12 protein-coding genes are annotated in these 18,221 nt (G+C 35.6%); 10 read left to right on the plus strand and 2 right to left on the minus strand.

Annotated features, from left to right (window positions below; genetic code table 11):
• Positions 1–46: 46 nt before the first annotated feature.
• The 4 genes from ACKPCA_RS01910 (at position 47) to ACKPCA_RS01925 (ending at position 6,815) form a co-directional block, all read left to right on the plus strand.
• A complete protein-coding gene (locus ACKPCA_RS01910; RefSeq protein WP_321281053.1) occupies positions 47–2,848 on the plus strand; it encodes a M16 family metallopeptidase in 2,802 nt (933 codons plus the stop codon).
• A gap of 131 nt (positions 2,849–2,979) precedes the next feature.
• Positions 2,980–4,260, plus strand: a complete 1,281-nt coding sequence (locus tag ACKPCA_RS01915) for an L-cysteine desulfidase family protein (RefSeq protein WP_321281054.1) — start codon at positions 2,980–2,982, stop codon at positions 4,258–4,260.
• A gap of 51 nt (positions 4,261–4,311) precedes the next feature.
• Entirely contained in the window at positions 4,312–5,268 is a 957-nt protein-coding gene (trxB, locus tag ACKPCA_RS01920) for a thioredoxin-disulfide reductase (RefSeq protein ID WP_218186172.1), read from the plus strand.
• 431 nt (positions 5,269–5,699) lie between these two features.
• Positions 5,700–6,815: a PLP-dependent cysteine synthase family protein gene (locus ACKPCA_RS01925; RefSeq protein WP_321281055.1), complete on the plus strand. Its 1,116-nt coding sequence runs from the start codon at positions 5,700–5,702 to the stop codon at positions 6,813–6,815.
• Positions 6,816–7,630: 815 nt separating this feature from the next.
• On the opposite strand, the gene yccS is transcribed toward ACKPCA_RS01925, so the two are convergent.
• Complete coding sequence (gene yccS, locus ACKPCA_RS01930) at positions 7,631–9,778, minus strand: YccS family putative transporter (protein ID WP_321281056.1); 2,148 nt, start codon at positions 9,776–9,778, stop codon at positions 7,631–7,633.
• 322 nt (positions 9,779–10,100) lie between these two features.
• Here yccS and ACKPCA_RS01935 point away from each other — a divergent pair, with 322 nt between their 5' ends.
• Both ACKPCA_RS01935 and ACKPCA_RS01940 read left to right on the plus strand, forming a co-directional pair.
• Entirely contained in the window at positions 10,101–10,775 is a 675-nt protein-coding gene (locus ACKPCA_RS01935; protein WP_321281057.1) for a putative quinol monooxygenase, read from the plus strand.
• 337 nt (positions 10,776–11,112) lie between these two features.
• Positions 11,113–12,372, plus strand: a complete 1,260-nt coding sequence (locus ACKPCA_RS01940) for an SH3 domain-containing protein (protein ID WP_321281058.1) — start codon at positions 11,113–11,115, stop codon at positions 12,370–12,372.
• Between the two features lie 229 nt (positions 12,373–12,601).
• On the opposite strand, the gene ACKPCA_RS01945 is transcribed toward ACKPCA_RS01940, so the two are convergent.
• Positions 12,602–13,240, minus strand: coding sequence for a hypothetical protein (locus ACKPCA_RS01945; protein WP_321281059.1), 639 nt, complete (start codon positions 13,238–13,240; stop codon positions 12,602–12,604).
• 1,301 nt (positions 13,241–14,541) lie between these two features.
• Here ACKPCA_RS01945 and ACKPCA_RS01950 point away from each other — a divergent pair.
• The 4 genes from ACKPCA_RS01950 (at position 14,542) to ACKPCA_RS01965 (ending at position 18,054) form a co-directional block, all read left to right on the plus strand.
• The gene (locus ACKPCA_RS01950; protein WP_321281060.1) at positions 14,542–15,135 is read left to right on the plus strand and encodes a hypothetical protein; all 594 of its coding nucleotides are present in this window, start codon (positions 14,542–14,544) and stop codon (positions 15,133–15,135) included.
• A 95-nt stretch (positions 15,136–15,230) separates the two neighbouring features.
• Positions 15,231–16,571 carry a hypothetical protein gene (locus tag ACKPCA_RS01955; protein ID WP_321281061.1) on the plus strand — a complete coding sequence of 447 codons (1,341 nt, stop codon included), beginning with the start codon at positions 15,231–15,233 and terminating at the stop codon, positions 16,569–16,571.
• A gap of 152 nt (positions 16,572–16,723) precedes the next feature.
• A complete protein-coding gene (locus ACKPCA_RS01960) occupies positions 16,724–17,359 on the plus strand; it encodes a hypothetical protein (protein ID WP_321281062.1) in 636 nt (211 codons plus the stop codon).
• 164 nt (positions 17,360–17,523) lie between these two features.
• On the plus strand, positions 17,524–18,054 hold the full coding sequence (locus ACKPCA_RS01965; RefSeq protein ID WP_321281063.1) for a hypothetical protein: 531 nt from the start codon (positions 17,524–17,526) through the stop codon (positions 18,052–18,054).
• The last annotated feature ends 167 nt before the right edge of the window (positions 18,055–18,221 follow it).

Here is an 18,221-nt window from a genome sequence, read left to right on the forward strand (position 1 = left end):
GGCAGAACTCTCGGAATGATTTTGAGAAAACTAAAAAAACAACAAAATGAAGAAATTCTTATCCTTACTCGTAATGAGTGTGATTTTGTTCTCTGGTAATTTTAGCCAGGCCCAAAATACTACAACAATTCCGTTGAATCCTAAGGTAAAGCATGGTAAGCTTTCTAATGGAATGACCTATTATGTGATGCACAACGAGGAGCCAAAAGACAGAGCAAGTCTTTACTTTGTGCAAAACGTAGGTGCAATCTTGGAAGAAGATGCACAAAATGGTTTAGCTCACTTTTTGGAGCATATGGCATTTAATGGCCTTAAAAATTTCCCAGGAAAAAACATGATCAATTATCTTGAGAAGAATGGTATTCAGTTTGGTAGAGATATCAATGCCTATACAGCTCAGGATGAAACAGTATACAATATCAGTAACCTACCTACTGGTAACGAAAACTTAATCGATTCGGCTCTTCTTGTTCTTCACGACTGGTCAGGTGGCTTGTTATTGGAAGCAGAAGAAATTGAATCAGAGAGAGGTGTTATTCACGAAGAGTGGAGAACCAGAAGAAATTCACGTTTTCGCATCAATTCTCAAACCAGCCCGGTAATGTACAATCACTCGCAGTACGCGAAGCGTGATGTAATTGGAGACTTGAATGTAATCGATAATTTTGAACACAAGCAATTGCGTGATTACTATAAGAAATGGTATCGTCCGGATAACCAAGCTGTAGTGGTAGTTGGTGATTTTGATGTAGAGAAAATTGAAGCCAAAGTAAAGGCACTTTTCTCAAAAATTCCAATGCCTAAAAATGCTGCTGAAAGAGTATACTACCAGGTGGAAGATAGCAAGGAGACACAATATGTATTGGCGAAAGATAAAGAGGCAAAATCAGTTTCTATCAACTGGATTTTCCGAAAGCCAGCTTATACTACACGTGATGAAAATTATATGCGTGAGAGTTTGGTTCAGGGAATGTTCAATACCATGTTGAACAACCGCTTGAAAGAGTTGATGCAAAATCCAGAATGTCCTGCTGTGGGAATGAGCGTAGGTAATTTCGGAATGTGTCGTACAAAAGAGGCTAATTACCTTTATGTAGCTCCAAAAGAGAATAAAGAAATTGAGGCATTTGAAACATTCATGACTGAATTTGCAAGAGTTCAACGCTTTGGATTTGCAGAAACAGAATTGGAAAGAGCAAAAACTTCTTTCTTGAGAAGCTATGAATCATATCTACAAGGAAAAGATAAAATCTCAAATGAAGATTGGGCTCAAACTTTCCAGAAGCATTATTTAAGTGCTAATCCTGCTCCTTCGGTAGAATGGGAAGTGGAATTTGGTGAGAAAACAATTCCATCTATCACTTTAATGGAAGTAAATTCAATGTTGAAGAACTATGGAGATATCAACAACAGTGTTTTTGCTTTGAGCGGTCCTGATAAAGAGGAAATCAAATATCCTACAAAAGAGGAATTATTTGCATCGGTTAAAAAAGTAATGACTTCAAATATTGAAGCTTATGCTGATGAAACTGGTGATGCTCCGCTTGTTACTGATGAATTAACAGACAAGAAATTTGTTTCAGAATCAGTTGTGAAAGGAACGGATGCGAAATTATATACATTAGAGAATGGTGCACGAGTAGTTGTTCTTCCGACTGATTACAGCAAGGATGAAATCTTATTCAATGCATATAGTTTTGGAGGTAGTTCACTACTTGAAAGAGAAGATTTAGAGTCTGGTGATGTTGCGACAATGTTAGCTAAAATCTCAGGAGTAGGTGAATTCAATGCCATTCAGTTGAGAAAGAAATTAACAGGTAAGATTGCAGGTGTAAGCCCGGAGTTAGGTTCTTATACAGAAACATTCTCAGGATCTGCTTCACCAAAAGATTTCGAAACTATGCTACAATTATTGTATCAGTATTTCGAGCATCCAAGATTCGATAAAAATGTATTCCAGGCACAAATGGGAGCTATCAAGAACAATCTTCAAAATGTAAAAGCTGACAATGGCAAAGCATTGAAAGATACAATTGGACAAATGGTGGCTAATTACCATGAACGTGCATTGATGTTCAATGAAGAGTTCGTAAACAATATCGATTTTGAAAAGGCTAAGAAAATTTATTTGGACAGATTTAAAGATGCAAGCGACTTTACGTTCCTGTTTGTAGGTAATATTGATGAGGAAAAGCATTTGCCTTTAATTCGCAAATACATTGGTAGCATTTCTTCTGAGAACCGCAAAGAAAACTGGGTTGACAGAAAAGTGCGTATGGCAGAAGGAAAATCTCAAAATATTTTTGAAAGAGAAATGCAAGTGCCAAAAACAACCGTATTCCTTTCAGTTAAAAATGAAATGAAATACAATCTTGAAACAAGAATGTATGCAAGAGTTGTTGCAGAATTGCTATCTAAAAGATATATGGAAACCATACGTGAGCAAGAAGGTGGAACTTATGGTGTTAGCGTTCGTCCATCAATTAGCAAGCGTCCATACGAAAATGTTGGTATCTCAATCAATTTTGATTGTGGTCCTGAAAAACAAGAAAGACTTAGAGAATTGGTTTATCAGGAAATTGATGCCATTGTAAAAACAGTTAATGAAACTGATCTTGAAGAAATCAAGAAGAATTATATTAAGAATAGAGCTGAAGCAGTAAAAGAAAACAGTTTCTGGTTAAGTGTAATTCAAGGATCATTAATGAACGATGAGCCTATTACTGATACTGAATCTTACAATAATCTTGTAAATAGTATTAGTGCTAAGAAAGTAAAAGAATTTGCTAAAAAATTATTTAAGAAATACGATTCTGTAGAGGTAGTGATGAACCCTAAGAAATCGTAAAACAAAATCAATAGTCTGTTTTGGTTTAGTTTTGGATCGGTCGGAGGTAAGGGGCCGGCCGGTCCGTTCTTTCATCTAACAACAATTAACCACCCAAAAAAACAACAAACATTTAATTTTATCTCTAACTAATGAAAGAAGTATTCTTGCAAAAGCTGAAGGAGGAATTCGTTCCAGCTCTTGGATGTACAGAACCAGTAGCAGTTGCTTATGCAGCGGCTAAAGCTCGCGAAGTGTTAACCTTACAACCAGAACGCATTGAGTTCTTTGTAAGTGGAAACATTTTAAAGAATGGAATGGGTGTAGGTATACCTGGTTCGGGTATGGTTGGATTAACAATTGCCGGAGCATTAGGTGCTTTAGGTGGTGATCCAACAGCGGGACTTGAAGTATTGGATGGCATCAGCAATGATGTTATGGATATGGCAAAAACTTTTGTCGATGAAGGAAAGGTTTCAGTTGATGTAAAGTATGATGTACCTAAATTGTATATTGAGTGTATTTGCCACAATGGTGACAATACTGGTCGAGTAATTATTCAAGACCGTCATACAAACATTGTAGTCGTTGAAAGAAATGGTGAGGTGATTTACAGCAATGCATGTAATTCTGACGATAAAGGAGGAACAGACTTTTCTCAATGGAGCTTTGAAAAAATTTACAACTTTATAGATAGTGTAGATGTTTCAGAGATCAGTTTCATCGAAAAAGGAATCAAATTGAACAAATCGATTGCTGAGGAGGGCTTAAGAGGAAATTATGGTCTTCAGGTTGGCAAATCGATGTTGTTGAATATCAAGAAAGGTTTATTGTCTTCTGATGTCATGAACCGCTCCATCATGTTAACAGCAGCTGCTTCTGATGCTCGTATGGCAGGTAGTACTATGCCGGTTATGTCGAATTGTGGTAGTGGTAACCAAGGGATTAGCGTTACTCTTCCTGTTGTTGTTACAGCGGAAGAATTGGAAGTAGAGCACGAGAAATTATTACGCGGTTTGGCTCTGGCATTACTAACTACGATTTACATGAAATCATTCGTAGGCCAATTGTCGGCATTATGCGGAGTATTGCTTTCTACTGCTGGTGCAGGATGTGGAATCACTTACATTATGGGAGGAGATTTCCAACAGTTGGGCATGACCTTGAAAAATATGACTGGTAGTGTAACAGGTATGATTTGCGATGGTGCAAAATATGGATGTTCACACAAGATTTCGGCAAGTGTTAGTGCTGCCATTCAATCCTCTTTATTGGCAATGAACCACAATGTGCTAAATGGAATGAATGGTATTATTGATGATGATGTTGAAGCAACAATCAGAAATATTGGTCGCCTGGCCAATGAAGGAATGGAAGTAACCGATGAGGTGATTCTAAAGACCATGTTGGAGAAAATGAAAAAGATATCATAAGCTAACCTGAAGAATTTTAATCAAATTCAGGTGATAAAATATTGATTTAAGATGGATGTGAAAGAGAATAATATTGAAAAAGTAAAGTGTTTGATTATTGGTTCAGGACCTGCGGGTTATACAGCTGGTATTTATGCTTCCAGAGCGAATTTGAACCCTGTGGTTTATGAAGGATTGCAACCAGGTGGTCAGTTAACAACAACTACTGAGATTGATAACTTTCCTGGATACCCGGAAGGAATTAGTGGTCCTGTAATGATGGGAGAGCTAAAAAAGCAAGCTGAAAGATTTGGTTGTGATTGCCGTTGGGGAATTGTTACAGATGTTGATTTTGAGCAAAGACCATACAAAGTAACTGTGGATGGTAAAACTGAAATAGAAGCTGAATCGGTAATTATTGCAACAGGAGCAACTGCCAAGTATTTGGGACTTGAAAGTGAAGAGAAATATAAAGGTTCTGGTGTTTCGGCATGTGCTACTTGTGATGGATTTTTCTATAGAGGAAAAGATGTTGCCGTAGTGGGTGGTGGTGATACTGCTTGCGAAGAGGCTTCATATCTTGCCGGACTTTGTAACAAAGTGTATTTGGTGGTACGTAAGGATCATTTGCGTGCTTCGAAAGCGATGCAGGAGAGAGTTTTCAAAACAGAAAATATCGAAATATTATTCGAACACAATACCAAAGAATTAACTGGAGATATGGGAGTTGAAGGCTGTACTTTGATTAAAAAAGCTGGTACTCCTGAAGAAGAGGAAGTGAAGATTGCTATTGATGGATTTTTCTTGGCAATTGGACACCATCCAAATTCTGATGTCTTCTCAAAATATGTGAATACTGACGAACAGGGTTATATTTTAACAGAAGCAGGAACTCCTAAAACAAATGTTAAAGGTGTATTTGCTTGTGGTGATGTTCAGGATCCTGTATATCGTCAGGCTATTACTTCTGCAGCTTCTGGATGTCAGGCAGCTATGGAAGCTGAAAGATATTTAGCTGAATTGAACTAATAACGTCTTTCATAATTTAAGTGTAAGTTTCAGCAAAGCAGGCAAGCTCGCCAATTTATTCAGACATGTTAAAACGAGCTTGCCTCTTTTTTAAGAAACATAAAGGATAAAGAGATCCTATAAGATTGAATATATTTAACTACTAAACGTGAGATCGATGTAAAATTCTATTCACAGAAAGTTATACTTGCGATAGATTTGCATTAAAAAGTCTGAAAGAATAGCGGGCTATTTTGAGGAGTTTTTAATGTGAAGATGTCGTAAAGAGAACTTTCCATAATTGGTTTGCCTGCTTTTGGCATAAATTCTCCCAAATTCGTTTGAAATATCCCGATATTCCTTCACGGATTTGTGAAAATTTCTACTCAAAACCAGATCAAACTGTGGTCGATTTTTACATAGAGCTCACGTTAAATAACAAACCTAACAAAATGATTACAAATCCCCTAAGCAAAAGAATTGTAGGCATTTCCAGTTTGATCGGAAATACGCCTTTATTAGCGATAAAGTTTACTTACAAAGGAAAAACTCGCACCATTTATGCCAAAGCTGAATACCTGAACATGACGGGTAGTATTAAGGATAGAATGGCATTTCATATTTTGCAAAAAGCATACAAGAGCGGAGCTTTAAAAGAAGGTGATCGTATTATCGAGGCAACCAGCGGCAATACAGGAATAGCATTCTCAGGAATTGGTCGTGCTATGGGACATCCTGTTACCATTTATATGCCCGATTGGATGAGCCAGGAAAGAATTAACCTGATGAAAAGCTATGGTGCGGATATTCAGCTGGTAAGCAAAGAGGAGGGAGGATTCCTCGGAAGTATTGAAATGGCGAACAAACTAGCCGAAGAGGACGAGCATACCTTTTTGCCACGTCAGTTTTCCAACTGGGACAATTGTGAAGCACATTACAACACAACGGCTCAGGAATTGTGGTGGCAATTGAAATACAGAAACCTGGTGCCTGATGCATTTGTAGCAGGTGTTGGAACAGGCGGAACTGTGATGGGAGTTGGTAAATTCCTAAAAGAGCAGAATCCTGATATCAAAATTCATCCTCTTGAACCATCTAATTCACCAACAATGTCTACTGGATATAAAGTTGGAAAGCATAGAATTCAGGGAATTTCTGATGAGTTTATTCCTTCCATTGTAGAGTTGGATAAACTGGATGAGATTGTAAGTGTTGATGATGGTGATGCAATTGTTATGGCACAAAAACTTTCTTCTGTATTGGGAATCGGAATTGGTATTTCATCGGGAGCAAACTTTTTGGGAGCACTAAAAGTTCAGGAGGAATTAGGTGCTGATGCAGTGGTGGTAACTGTATTTGCCGATGACAACAAAAAATACTTAAGTACAGATTTAATGCGTGAAGAACCCGTGAAAGAAGATTTTATGGCACCTGGAGTAGAGCTTCATAAGTTCCGTGCGTTCAAACGAGTTTGCCATACTTGTTGCGATCCTACCGACTGTGTAGAAGGAAATTATCATGACGCTTACGAAATGGTGAAATTGCCATATTGTCCACGAAGAAATTAATTAATTGAATTTCCATATCTTAAGCCTCTGTCCTAAAAGACAGAGGTTTTCTTTTTTATTTATCCTCAAGCCGGATGGGCTGTTCTTTTATTCATTCATAATTTTCACGGGCATTCATAAGCTCGCAAAGCTCGGTTATCATTGCTATAAAAGAACCAAAAGATCTAGACGTCAAAAATTTCGTTACCCATTACGACTCAAAGTTTAAACAGAATAATATTCTCTCGTACCTCATTCATGGAATTCTGTTCTTAACGACTTTTTCATCTATGTGGCCCAACAAATTTTTGAATGTCACATTTTCTGCAGGTTTTTAACTTAAAATCATTGGGTTAAAACCCAAGGCAAATTGATTTATTCTGCACAAAGCATTTCCTATGTCCTCTGCTTTTGCTGAGGACTTTAATGTCTACATTTGTTTGGTTTCAGATTTCAAGGCTGATTTTGTTATTCATAACTTATGTAATCATAAATTTTCGATAATACTTTGCAAGAAAACTCTTCTTATTGACTCTGTATGACATATAGCGGATTTGGGGCATTGGAAGTACGAGCTGCTTATCCGCAGAAAACATTTAGAGAGACGGGGAAGCTTCGAAGAATTGAGAAGATCACCGCGCCGAACTTAATGTTTTTCAAGTAGAAGTAGTTTGGGCTTACACGCCCTAGATTTTTTGCTTACTTTTTGATCAATGCAAAAAGTAAGAGCCATGCGGCTTGAGCAAAGTAAAGCTAAATTGAAGAATGATAGTCGCATTCATATTTTTGTTTAATGCCCCTATGCTAGCAACTTGTGCGTCCTTTGCGTGAAATATTTATTCTACTTCAATTTGAGAGGCTTTTTGTGCCAATTGCTGTGTTACTTCGGCAATATTGTAAAGCAATACCAACTTTTGGCGGTGTGTTCCCCTTTCTGTAGTTTCCAGGGTATTCCCCAATTTCTCCAGAACAATCTCAAGATCTTCATAGGGACAATTCGAATCGTTTCTTCTCAATGATTCCGCTACCACTAGAAGTTCTTTTTCCACCTCCTGGTACATCAGTTGCAATTCCTCATTCATATAATCAGGAATGTTACGGTGTGCACCCAAAGCCGATAGATACGAAAGCAAGGCATGGTTGAGATAGGTAATGGAAAAAGCCCTTTTTTGCATTTTCTGCTGGCGTTTGGGCTCCAGTTTCATTCCCCTCCAGGCCATGGATAGTGCATTATCAGCCTGATGAGCCTGATACCTTGAAATCCTATAGGTTAGCAGATCATCTTCGCTGGGTGCTTTATGCTCCAATAGTATCTGATTAAAGTAGTCATGATTTTTTTCTACGGCAGTTGCCAGTAGGTTCGGCAATTGTTTGTATTGCCAATCGGGCCACATGAAACGAACCACGATAATGGCCAGCAGTGCACCAATTACCGTATCTATAATTCTGGGAATCATTACAACAACTCCTTTATCGGCAAGCAGATTAAAAGCAGCGATCACAAATATGGTAACAAAGATTACCGAAACTGCATAATTGTTTTTTAGCCACGCAAAGAAAAGGAAGGCGGCAATCAGCAATAGAACGACTTGTCCACCAATAGTAGGGAGGATTTGAACAATGCTAACCCCAAGGACCACACCTGTTATGGTTCCCAGAATTCTCTGAAACAGCCTTTGCCTGGTTTCACTATAGCTGGGCTGACACACAAACAAACTGGTCAATAAAATCCAATAACCTTTTTCGATATCAAAAGCCAGCATCAAAAGATATCCGATAAGGAAACAGGTAGACAATCGGATGGCATATTTGAATTTTGGATGATTCCAATTCAGCTGATTGGTAAATCGTTTCCACAAACTACTCGAATCTTTGTCGACTCTTGGCAATAAGCCGGAATCCACGTTAAAATTCATGTTTTGTAAGGAAAGATGCGACTGATTAAGGTTCTGCAGCAGCAAACCCAAATCATTTTTGTTCTCATTCTTCCTGATCGCTTTCAATTGAGCTTGAATGGCATTGATGGTCCATTTTATGGAAACAGGATGATGATATTCCGTTCCCATTAACAGACTTTTTGATACTTCGTGTGCAGCAAGAGATAATTGCAACATCAACTGACCTAAACCTTCCAAAATCTCTCGGTTGTCTGCATCAGCACTCAACAAATCGTAACGCTCATGACTTGATGCGGCTCTTTCGTGAAGACTTTGCAATAGAATAAACTTGTGAAGGTAGGGACGAAGTTCATTCTCATCATTCATAGCATCGCTGTAACTGTTCAAAACATTCTTACATCTGCCTATAGAGTTTACTACTTTTACATTTAAAGAAGCCAGTCCTTGCCTGGTTTTTTTCTGTATGGATTTATCGCTGGGAAATAGCTTTGATTTCTCTTTCATGTACAAAGAAAGATTCTCGAAACCATCGGCCAATTGTTCCTCTAACAATCGTGCAGGATGCAAATACAGCAATATCAGTGACAATAATCCATAACAAAGCGCTCCTGTTGGCAATAAAATGATTTGAGCATACCATTTGGGCGAAATTTCGGCACCCAACATGGTGTAAATGGCTACAAGCAAGGCTCCAAATGTAATTCCCCGGTAACGCTCACCCAGGCCACCAACCAGAATAAAGGTGATGGTAGATCCTACCAGGCCAATGCCAAACAGAATGGGGTAGGGCAATAAAATCTCGACTGAAGCAGAGGAAATCACAAAACTAAGAATGGTAAGCAGCAATGCTTTTACCCTTCCCTTAGGGTGGTCATCGGTTTCGGATAAGGCACCCGCCAGTGCACCCAAAGCCAAGGTTACCCCAATAAAAGCCATGTCGAATATCACAAAGGGAATCAACAATGTTCCCATGGCAATGGCAGCCTTTAGGGCCAATAACCTGTTGGGATATCGCCATAGGTTCTGTATCCAGAATTCGTACCATTGTTTGCCTTGAAATCGCGTAACTCTTAATTTGTTTTGCATGCATTAAAAATTTAAGGCTGTAAAGATACGAACTCAGATTTGTAATAAAATCTAAATTTTCAGAAGTCTTTGAATAAGTTAGGATTACAAACGATTGCAAGAAAAAATAATGAAATTATTGGCGCTAAGGGAACTTTTTCAAAGTATACGATTCATCGAACTCAGCTTTATAGATTGGATAGTCGGCCCGCTGATTTCTTAAATGATATGGCGAGCTGTTTTTTACCGAATGGATAGATGAGAATAATTGAAATCTTAGTTGCCCCTTGATTCAAATCGTTGTAAATTAATGAGAACAAAAATGAATTAAAAAGAATCAAGGATGACTGATGAATATGCTAATCCCAATGACCTGGTGTTCTATGTGAAATATCATATCAAGCCAGAATTTATAAACGAGTTTCAGGAACGATTAATGGGTGTGGTTAAAAACATGACTCAGGAAGATAGTTTTGTGAGTGCTTTTGTGCACCAGTATGCGGAAGGTGAGGGGCGTTTTTCCATGTATGAGCGTTGGACGGATGCTTCGAAGGATGCTTTTATGACTTATCAAATGGAAGGGAAAGCCTATCGAAAGGAATATGAGAAGCGACTACCCTTGATAAGTGAAACTCCCCGAAAGATTCACCTGTTAAAACCATTGGCCTACTGGATAAGTGCAACTGTAAAGCCATCGGAAAATGATTTGATCTTCTATGTAAATTTTCACATTAAACCAGATAAGCTTGAGGACTGGAAGAAAGCCGCTTTGCAGGTACTCAATAAAATGGCCGAAGAAGAGGCCTTTGTAAGCACTTTTCTGCATCAGGATGCAGAAGATCCTTCCCGCTTTACCATTTATGAAAGGTGGAACGAAGCAAGTATGGAGGCCTTTGAAAAGAACCACCTGAATGCAAAAGAATATCGGCAGGTATATAAAAACATGCTGCCAGATATGATGCAAAGTATGCGAACTTTTCGAATACTGGAACCTTTGGGAAGCTGGATTGGGAAATAGCTGTGAGTCGATTTAAATAAATTTTATGAAGTCTTTGAATAAGTTGAGATTACAATTGGCTGGGAGAAAAAATTGACTAGTGTACCATTTACAAGGGATAAAGAAAACGGCAAAAAGGGGCTGACACAAAAGAGGTGGCCTCTTTTTTATTTGGGTAAACTTTGGGACTTGACAAACTATTCTTGTTATAAGTAAAGCAATGTAAAAATGTTTATTTATCGAAACCCTGGTTCTATTTATCAGGGAAGACGTACTAAGACTGTAATAATGAGAAGAAAAAAATACATTTGTTACCAATGCAATTTGAATAAATCAACGAGGAAAAATTAAAATATTTATGAAACGATTAGCTGTTTTATTGCTTGGTATTATTTTGTGCTTAAATGCCTTCTCAAAAGGAATGCATAAGGTTGAAGTAGATAACTTAAATATGCGTGAAGGCCCTAGTAGTACTTCCACTGTTATTGCAACGCTTGAAAAAGGCAAGGAGGTTTATGTGCATGCCACCTATGGGGAATGGAGTAAAATATACTTTAAATCACGAGAGGGATACGTTGCAACGAAGTATCTAAAAAAAATTTCTAGCCCGCCTATTGTATATGATGCTAAGATGAAAGCTGATATTCAGAAGAAAGCTGCGATTAATAAAAGAAAGTTATCTACTCAATCAGGATTTTTAAGTAAGGGGGATGGTATTATTTTTCCGTTTGTCTTTGATAGATATGTTTTGAATTTTACCAATTTTTCATTGGGAGTAAATCAAAAAATATTAGCAATTATTCTTCTTGGTTTAGGTTTGATTATAACCTTTTTAAACTTGACTCATATTGGAGACAAACATCGAATAATTTATGAAATTCCATTAATAATAAATAGTTTACTGGTTTTGTTCTATTTCTTTGCAATGCCAAATCCATTCTGGTTTTTAAATTCAAGAGAAATGATGAATGGCAGTTCGTTATTGTACATATGGGGGTTTGCTGCGTATTGTGCGTATTGTGTGATGGTGATATATTATACTTTTATTTATTTCCGTAAATCTTATGATGGTCTTGATTTAAGCTTAGGAACATTGTTTTGGTTTGTTTCATGTGGCACTGGTTTGTTAACTGCTTACTTTATTGCTTCTAATTTTGTGTTCTTAGGCTTAATACTTTTACTTGGATCGATTACCTATCATGCCATTCGAATATTTAAAGAAAAAGATATAAAAGCTGGTTTATATCCATTTATTACCTATTTGTTGCTTACTGGTGCAAGTACAGTAATGTGTTTTGTATTTGTAAATGTTGCGGCTGCTATTATTATAGGTATTGTGTGTTTGATTGGGGCGGTTTTGCTAATAGGATTTTTGCTTTCTGGCAATAAACCCGATATTTCAGGCTTTATAGGTAGTTCAGGTAATAATTCCTATGGTGGGACGAATGGCAATTCTGATGACGATTATTACGAATCAGCCGAAGAAAAGAGTTCTATTAATAGGGGTAATAATAGAGTTGAACTCGAAGAAGATTGGATGGGAAATTTAACTGGTAATGATGGTAAAGACTATGAATATACTTCTCCTTTTAAAGATAAAGTAAGGGAGAAGGAGTAAAGGACAATGTATCGCCTGTGCCGCATTCTTTTAGGTGAAAGAGGCTGTCCAAAAAGTAAGTTCCAAATCTGTGAAGTCATGTTGATAGAATTGAAACATCTCTAGTTCAAATCTGGAGGTTTTCACCCGAAACAGGATCGGTATGACTATAATATGGAACTCTTTTTGAACAGCCTCTTGTCTACAGAATTCAACTCAAATGATTACAAAAACAAATTACATTTATAGCTTATTTTATGGCCTCCAATGTAATGCTAACAACATTTGATTTTTGCCCAACGATTTGTCCTTTGTATAGGAAATATGCATAGTAGTACCTGGTTTCCGGTTTTAAAGGATCCATTCGGGCTTTGGTGTCCTGCCAAATATGGCGAATAATGGTTTCCTCATATTCTTTTTCTTCATCGCCATAGCTAATTTTGCAGAACAATCGAATGCCATCAAAAACAGATTTTGTGTATTTAATTTGAGGAACACCCGATACCTGGCTAACCTTTATTTCAGGTTTCTGTGTATCGGTATCGATGATACGTTGACCAGGATTTAGACCAAAATCTTCCAGAATGGCAGGAGTGCAATTGGGATTGTTCACCAATTCCTTTCTTAGTTCGCGAACTACTCTTACACAAGCAGGGTGATTGGTTTCATACTCTTTGGTGGTAGAACGCGATTGAGCCTGAATAATGTTCTTCTTTTCGCTCAAAGCCTTGTCATCCTGAATTGTCTTTATGGTGTCCGCAACTTGTTCATCAGAAAGACCCAGAATATCCTTATAAATGGGAAGTTTTGCAATGATGTTTTCGCCTTGGGCATTAAAACCCTCTTCAGGTTTTAAAATGTAATCATTGGTAAGTTTAATTTGTGTCATGTGATTTGATTTTTAGTTTGATATTAATATTTTGTTACTTATGATGTGTCTAATAAAATTGGAAAGTATTTTTTAAAATGTCAATACTTATTTGTATAAAAAATTCCCTTAGTCATAAAATAATATTATTAAATCTAGATATAATGGCGATTAGAGGAATATAAGTATCTGTAAAATATTTTAGAAAAAAGATGAAAAAATCATTTTTATGATGGCTAAAATATGTTTTCTGAAAACTGGTTAAAAATATATGATAATAAATAACTTCTATTTCCTCTCTATTTGCTACTTTTTAATTTTTTTAGATGGACAAAAAAGTCAATAAAAACAAGATGTGTAGGCTTTAAGAAGAGAAGGAGCTATTTTAGGAAGAATTTTTAAATTTAGATATGATTAAGTAAAGGTGTTGTTATTTCTCCTTGTAAGCTTAATAAAAATGGGAATATTGTAGATGTTTGACTTGTTATCTAAAAATGATTAAGTTCATGAAGATTTTCAAGGAATAGGATTGAACTTTCTTAAAAAAAGACAAAATGGCTTCCCAAAAGCAAATTTCGAAGAGTAAGAAGTTACTTGCGGAGTTTAGGAAAATAGCTTTGGAAGATTGGTAGGAGCCAGCGGAAAGTATGTACAGCATAAGCAAACTTCCAGAAAGCTCAACGGACTTTAGGAAATGGCCAACAGAAGTTCAGAAAACCTGTTTTTTAGTTTCGATTGGCAATAAGGGAATTTAAAAACAGCCTATCCCAAGTTCAAAAGAACTTTTTCTAAAGTAGGTTGGCTCCAACCAATGTTCCGCAAGACTTAAAATATTTTCCGAAAGTACTTTTCCATCTTAGCTTGGGCTATTTTAATTTTTGGTAGATACTCTCTCAAATTTTGTATAAATGATGTAATAACGAAACAAGAACCATTATTAATGATGAAGATTTGATTCTCTTAAAATTTATTACTGTAAAATGTTTGCTTTGAAAATGATTGTTTATAAATTTGATTTTCATTACACATGGAAATGATGTAATTGATTTGATTGGAACAAGGAACAGATTTGTCTGAAATGATTTTAGGACATAAATCATTGAAGAAAAAAAGAGATTTTTACCCACGTGAGTAAAAAGTCTCTTGCAAAAGTCAAAAGTACTTTGGATTCGATTTTAGAAGATATACAACTAAACAACAATAACATACAAAAACCAACACATATGTGAAATATAGTGCAATGCACTATACACATACGTTAGCAGTAATGCAACGCAACTATTAACGATATCATTTTTCATGCTATGTCTATAAAAAATATAATGGAACTTTGGAAAATAAACCTTGATGAATTAGATGAAATGAAAAAGTTCTTAAATCATGAAAATCTGAATAATCAATTCTACCGTAGACTAATTATTAAGAATATCTTTTCCCTTATTGAATCTCAATTATTCATAATGAGAGAATTTCTTAGATTTTTAATGAAAAATAACACCTATTCAAATAAATTGAATTTAGAAGAACTTATCATACTAAGCGAAAAAGCAGTGGATCTTCAAACAAATGGCAAAGTAAGACCAAAACAAAAAATCAATAATTTTGAACCATTCCTAAAGTTCACTTTTAACACCTCAGCAAAAGTTTTAGAACATCCTAAACTTGACTTTGGTTGTGAGGAATATAAAAAACTTTCGAAAATGCTAAAGCGCCGTAATGATCTGACTCACCCTAAATCGTCTGAAAAGATGTTAATTAAAGATGATGAGATTAGAGACACTATTGACGCTTATTCCTGGTTTTTAACTTCTTGCCTGAAAATAACTCAAGATCACCTGAATAATGCACTACTGCTAACAGCGGGTCATAGCGCATGCCGCGGTTTGGCTCGGCTGGATACTGAAGTGAGAATTTAAACGATAGAACATTAAACCACGAACCTGCGGAATTGGCGGCACGACGCCATACCCGCGGAACGTTATGGCCAAGCTAAAAGAACGACAGAACTCATATGGAACTATTGACTAAATTTATAGATGAAGCAAAAATAGACAGCAAGGAATTTTATGAATACATTCTTGATGTAGACAATAGTGAGTTGAGTGAATTTATTAAAGTTCTCAACGACATTATTTCAGAATCTTATTCTTCAAAGTCAAAGCATAGTAATTTTAGTTTTATTACAAATGATACATTAAGTGGGCATTCTTTTCCTTGTTCAGAGGTTGAGTGTAAATTGGGCAACGTTGATACACTGATAAGAAATGCAATATTGTATGCTGATAAAGTTTACATACAGAATCCTTTTGAAACTTATTATGAATACAAAGAATTTAATGAAAATCTTAGACTTGAAATAATAGGCGACTTAATTGTTTTAAATAAAATTAAACCGTTATTAAAGGAGGGGATTTTTGAGTACGCTACTACCAAAGTGCATTTTTGTTCAGAATGCTATAAAAAGTTTGAAGATAAATATCTAAAGACTTTATATTCAAATATAAAAACTATTGAACCATACCTTCTTCAACATCTTCAAAGCAATATTGACTTTTATGCACATTGGAAATACGATACAATTGGAGTTGAAATAATTGATAAAAGTGATTTATTAAGCCATTCTCAAGTTGTAAATTTTGTTGAATACGTTCCAGATGCCATAAACAAAGTTGCAGTAAAAGGTAAAAGTGTAAAGCTTTCAAAGAGTGAAGTTGAAAAATCAGGAGTGCTTTACTATTTATTAAACCACATAGAAAAGAATCTTCATTTTCAAGATTATTATTCAGCTTATTATAATTGTCATCTTCTAACAGACCGAAATTTTGACATTGAATTATTAAAATTGGTTAATAACGATGTTTACGAGAAGCACACAAAAGAATCTGAGATTTTAAAGAACTTAGACCACATGGTGCCTTTCATTGATTCTGTTCCAATTAATAAATTATTAAAACTTAGAAAAGAAGAGGGCGAGTCGTTCGAGGTCTATAGGGATAAGTTGAGTAAACTTATTCAAGTGAAAAATTTATCTTCAAAAGAATCCAAACAATTATTTAATGAAGAAATTAGACCTGAAATAAATAAAATGAACCTGACATTGTCAAATAATAAAAAGGTTGTTTGGGGAAACATAAAATCTAACATATTCTTAGCCTCCACTTATATAAGTGCTACTCTTTTTGCGGGGATTTTACCAGCAAATATTGATAAAATTGTTGCCTCAGTTGGTGGATTTGGATTTGCTAAGAATATTGGACAAGATGTGTTAAGCTTGTTAAAAAACCAAGAAATTAGAAAGAATGAATTTTACTTTTTGTGGAAGATTCAAAAGGATAATAAGATAAAAATATAGCCAGGCCATAACAATGTATATACAAAATAGGCGTGACAGTAGTAATTTCAAGGGTTGTAGCCCGCTTCAAAATTGTAACGGTTTGATAAGTTTGAAGCCCGCAGTCGCCTACTTTGCATATACTTACCGTTAGCGGTAATTTTATAAAAAATATGGAAACATTTATAGAAGTGATGAAATACGTTTTAGGAATAATACTAATAATTGGTAGTTTTATCGCTATGCTTTTCATTTGGATAAAAGTCACTAGATTGTTACAAAAAAAATCTCACCACTATATTATTCCGCCTACTCCAAAAGAAGATAAAAATTGGAAACCAATAGATTTTTATAAATACAAGTGTTTTATATTTATTAAGGATTCATCCATTGATAATTTAAATAGAAAGCTAAATAGATACCGCAATTCAAAGCAGCTATCTATGCAGAAAATTGAATCATGTAAACAGGGTAATTGGGTTGTGTTAAGAGTGAAAGCTGCTTCTTTTCATAGGTTTAAATCTTTTGTCTGGAGAATCGATGATTATTCGGAAAGTTATGAAACTACCAATGAGGTTATCGGCTTTTGTCAACATAAAGAAACTCCTTCAGAAGACTATGTTTTTAAAGTAGACAATGAATCAGTAGATGGTTATTTTATTGGTTCATTTAGGACAGGTAAAAATTTTGGAATTTATTTACCACACGCTAATTCTCATATATCTGGAAATATCTCATTATCCAGTAACCAAGAAATAAATTTTGATTACGAAGTTTCAGAATTACCAATGGAATGTATAAATGTGTAGGTAAACTACCGCTAACAAAAATTAAAATTAAAGGGCGGTGAAGCTCAACTAGATAATGTAACAAAAACAATAAACGAAAGCGGTGTTTGATAAGGTGGTTGTTGTAAATCGCCCTCAAATTTTAGCAAAACCGTTGGCGGTAATGTAAAACCAGAATCAGACAGATGAGACTAAGAATTAAAAGCACAACTCTAACTCTAGGTATTATTGGTTGGATCCAGATAATTGGAGGAATAACCGGATTAGGCGTAATGGCTAATCTTCTTTTAAATACAGGACAAATAAATGGACCTCTTCTATTGATATTTCTAATAGGAATAAGTCTATTTATTTTTTCGATATACTCAGGTAAAAAATTAATAAGCGATAAGAAAACTAATACAGGCATTATCCTTTCAATTGTCAATCAGTTACTACAAGTTTTCCATTGGAAGATTTTAGGTTACGGTTTAACCTATAGTTCATGCATCGAACTAGCGATTGGAATAGAAGGATTATCGTTAGACTTTGACCTATCTGCTATTTCCTCAACATTCTATATGGCAATTAATTCTGGGAGTGAATTCTATCTAAAATTAAACCTGATAGCCATGTTGCTTTCTTTTGTTTTGTTCGATATTCTTAAAGAGAAAAAGAAAATCAGAGTTGAAAAAGATAATACTTTAGTAACAGATAAATTGAGTGTTGAAGAATAAACACTACCGCCAACAGCGGGTGCTATGTAATGCATAAACCATAACACTGCCCAATTTACGGCATTATTTACGGATTTTTCATTTTGTAAACACCTAAACAAATGGCAATAAGAGCTTCTGTCATACCCCTTGTGGGTTGACGGGTTCTGTTATTGTTATTTACCATT

Origin of the sequence: Marinifilum fragile (assembly GCF_963677365.1) — a bacterium.
GTDB classification, from domain to species: Bacteria; Bacteroidota; Bacteroidia; order Bacteroidales; family Marinifilaceae; genus Marinifilum; species Marinifilum fragile.

Bases quoted from the DNA above. Each gene is read 5' to 3' on its own strand.
- ACKPCA_RS01965 (WP_321281063.1), top strand. From the start codon at position 17,524: ATGAGACTAAGAATTAAAAGCACAACTCTAACTCTAGGTATTATTGGT.
- yccS (WP_321281056.1), bottom strand. From the start codon at position 9,778: ATGCAAAACAAATTAAGAGTTACGCGATTTCAAGGCAAACAATGGTAC.
- ACKPCA_RS01940 (WP_321281058.1), top strand. From the start codon at position 11,113: ATGAAACGATTAGCTGTTTTATTGCTTGGTATTATTTTGTGCTTAAAT.
- ACKPCA_RS01915 (WP_321281054.1), top strand. From the start codon at position 2,980: ATGAAAGAAGTATTCTTGCAAAAGCTGAAGGAGGAATTCGTTCCAGCT.
- ACKPCA_RS01935 (WP_321281057.1), top strand. From the start codon at position 10,101: ATGACTGATGAATATGCTAATCCCAATGACCTGGTGTTCTATGTGAAA.
- trxB (WP_218186172.1), top strand. From the start codon at position 4,312: ATGGATGTGAAAGAGAATAATATTGAAAAAGTAAAGTGTTTGATTATT.
- ACKPCA_RS01945 (WP_321281059.1), bottom strand. From the start codon at position 13,240: ATGACACAAATTAAACTTACCAATGATTACATTTTAAAACCTGAAGAG.
- ACKPCA_RS01925 (WP_321281055.1), top strand. From the start codon at position 5,700: ATGATTACAAATCCCCTAAGCAAAAGAATTGTAGGCATTTCCAGTTTG.
- ACKPCA_RS01955 (WP_321281061.1), top strand. From the start codon at position 15,231: ATGGAACTATTGACTAAATTTATAGATGAAGCAAAAATAGACAGCAAG.
- ACKPCA_RS01950 (WP_321281060.1), top strand. From the start codon at position 14,542: ATGGAACTTTGGAAAATAAACCTTGATGAATTAGATGAAATGAAAAAG.
- ACKPCA_RS01960 (WP_321281062.1), top strand. From the start codon at position 16,724: ATGGAAACATTTATAGAAGTGATGAAATACGTTTTAGGAATAATACTA.
- ACKPCA_RS01910 (WP_321281053.1), top strand. From the start codon at position 47: ATGAAGAAATTCTTATCCTTACTCGTAATGAGTGTGATTTTGTTCTCT.